Consider the following 2,875-nt stretch of genomic DNA (forward strand, 5'->3'; position numbering starts at 1 on the left):
TGTTTGCGTAGGCAACTTACCTCTTGAATAATTATAATAAAACGGATAGAGACTATTATGTTCACCATAATAAGTTTTTTCAGCTAATCCTTTTCTATCTTCTTCTATAGCTGCAACATATATCAATGCATTTTTTTCTTTAACTTCGTTACTAAGAGCGACTGAACTAACACTATCATTTCTACTTGAAAAAAATACAATGTTCCAATTGTAATTTTTACCCAAAGAGTTGAACCTCCTGTTAATTGCCCAACTAATGCAGATTCTGTTGCATCTGCATAGAAGCCTCTTAATTCATTAGCTTTCACAACCGATAATGTTTCTTTCTCTGTTACACCATAAAGTTTTAATAATTTATCAACATCATTATTCAAAGATTTTAAAGCTGTTTTTGCATACTTATAGTATACACTATACTCCATTTTTACAAATCTTTTAAATAAAAATTCGTCTCCAACATTCTCCCCAAAATTAACATTGGAATAATCCTTACCATCTGAATGAATACTGATAGCTGGATTGTCATCCTTGTATTTTTCAGAAAAGTACTCATTTGAAGCCCTTCCTGTACTTTCAAGCCCTTTTTCATCTGTTCCTGTATTTCTCTGTCTGCCTTCAACTTTTCCTATTACATGGCTTCCTTCTTCAACTATCGTTCCAATAAGTCCAGCCTTTGTTGCATTCTTTGGATCTTCTCCATATTTCTTCTCCATTATATTTTTGATTTTCTTTATCTTTCCACTAAGTTTTTTTGTACTTTCTATTTCCTTTTTTAATTTTCCAATATAACATTGAAATAATAAATTATTAAAAATATTCAAAATAAAACCAGTAGCCTATTAAAACTAATAATAACAAATCAAAAAATATCATGAATCCAACTGATATACCAAATAAAATTTTTTTTAATTTCTGTATCATTCCTACCACAATCCTTCTAATTGATTATTACAACTGTATTTTCATTAACTTTTCTATCTAATTGAAATTCTTTTGTAAAAATTTCTCCCCCACTTTCAAATGTTACTTTCACTTTTATAAATTTATTCCATCTTGCTTTTAAATTTTTATTTTTGAATATGAGATCGTATTTATATTGTCCATTCTCTTTATTTGATATATTGCTTTCTAAAATATATTTTTTCAATGTTAAAATTTTTTCATTAAAATTTTTTTCATATATCTTATTTCCTCTTTCACCTTGTATAATAATTGATATCAGTTTTATTTTCTCAGTTTCCCTGTCTATCAAAGTTTCTAATGTCATTGCCTGTCTATTTCTAAATGGAATAGCAGAACGGCTGTCATTAAAGATACTCAAAAAAATTTTTTTATTAAGAATCTCTATGTCATAGACACTTGTATTTTCAACAGCTGTAGAGTAATAATAATACTTATAAGGTACAAATAAAACCCCGTTCATTAGAAGATATATCCATATTGAAAACAGTATGATAAGATAAATATTTATTTCATACCATTTCTTAAATATTTTACTTGACATCATATAGCCCCCTTTATAATTTCTAAATAATTTTCATATGTATCAGGAGTTACTTTAGTAATTTTTCGCGAATTTAAATAATTTTTAAATCCTTGATCGCTAAAAAAAGGAACTTTAGATAGTTTTTGTGCTAGTGCATTAGCTTTTTTTCTTTGTGCTTCTGTTGTCCAATCATCTGGACCACTTCCATATTTTTGCCATAAATTTATATCTACTGTATGATTTAATGTATCATATTCAATCCCTTTATAAGTATAATAATTAAAGGTTCCATAAACTGTAGGATTTTTAATAATAGTCGATAAATTATTTGAAAGTACTATTTCATATCCATCTTCATTTACGAATTTTCTATTTATTTTATTAGGATCTGTTTCAATATAAAAACTACCATCTTTGGAATAATTAACATTGTGATAAAGTGATTCTTCTTTAGATACTTCAAATAAAGTTATTATTTTACCATTTTTATTTATTTTTATATATTTTTTCCTATCTTTAACTCCATCTTCTATTATCTTACCATCTTTTAATTGATATTTAGCCTGAAAATAATAGTAATTTATTTTATCTCTATAATCAGGATCTTTTTTATATCTATCTTCATTTATTTTTACTTTATTACTAAAAGTAGAATTAATTGTTTTTTCCATATCACTAATATTATATACTTTTTTAGAATTTTCAGGATCCTTTAAGCCTAAAATATTAGCTTTATTCATTGCAACTGAACCATTTGTAGCTTTATCTCCTACATGTTCACCAAAATCAACATTGGAATAATCCTTCCCATCTGAATGAATACTGATAGCTGGATTGTCATCCTTGTATTTTTCAGAAAAGTACTCATTTGAAGCCCTTCCTGTACTCTCAAGCCCTTTTTCATCTAATAATTGCGGAGAATTTTTAGGATCTGAAAATATGATGTTTATGTCATATCCTAAATCTTTGTAGGCATCCTTGAAAATACCTGCTATTTCAACATCTCCGACTACTGTATTTCTTGTAATTCCTTGCTTATCCCTGCTGTCCTGATTGAATCCAACATTGGTAATTTTTGGTTTTCCTCCAAGTGAAACTCCTATTGAACCTCCTGTTGTTGTCATTGTATCATAATTTTGGATATCTTTTTCAACATAAGTGTCAATCCTGAATGTAGAATTTCCTTCCTTACCTATTACAGCTCCAGTATTTTCAACTGTTCCAACATGAAGATTGCTTCCTTCTCCAACAATGAATGTGCTCTGGTTATCTACAAATACCCTGTTTCCATTTGTTCTACTTGCATTTACATTTACTGATGTTGGAATTCCTTGAGAACTTACTCCTACGCTCATTCCTTTACTGCTTCCAGTAGTTGTGCTTGTGTTC

At 28.1% G+C, this 2,875-nt stretch carries 2 protein-coding genes and 1 pseudogene; all 3 read right to left on the reverse strand.

Annotation, left to right across the window (positions count from 1 at the left end; genetic code table 11):
- Positions 1 to 122: 122 nt before the first annotated feature.
- Positions 123 to 713 (reverse strand): hypothetical protein, encoded by a 591-nt coding sequence (locus HMPREF1984_RS11540; protein ID WP_198011766.1) that lies wholly within the window; start codon positions 711 to 713, stop codon positions 123 to 125.
- Positions 714 to 937: 224 nt separating this feature from the next.
- The gene (locus HMPREF1984_RS06535) at positions 938 to 1,504 is read right to left on the reverse strand and encodes a hypothetical protein (RefSeq protein WP_036100079.1); all 567 of its coding nucleotides are present in this window, start codon (positions 1,502 to 1,504) and stop codon (positions 938 to 940) included.
- Positions 1,504 to 2,875, reverse strand: a pseudogene (locus tag HMPREF1984_RS11545) (hypothetical protein); the annotation flags it as partial. The pseudogene HMPREF1984_RS11545 and the gene HMPREF1984_RS06535, both read right to left, overlap by 1 nt.

The organism is Leptotrichia sp. oral taxon 215 str. W9775, assembly GCF_000469505.1.
In the GTDB taxonomy this organism is placed as follows: domain Bacteria; phylum Fusobacteriota; class Fusobacteriia; order Fusobacteriales; family Leptotrichiaceae; genus Leptotrichia_A.

Bases quoted from the DNA above. Each gene is read 5' to 3' on its own strand.
- HMPREF1984_RS11540 (WP_198011766.1), bottom strand. From the start codon at position 713: ATGGAGAAGAAATATGGAGAAGATCCAAAGAATGCAACAAAGGCTGGA.
- HMPREF1984_RS06535 (WP_036100079.1), bottom strand. From the start codon at position 1,504: ATGTCAAGTAAAATATTTAAGAAATGGTATGAAATAAATATTTATCTT.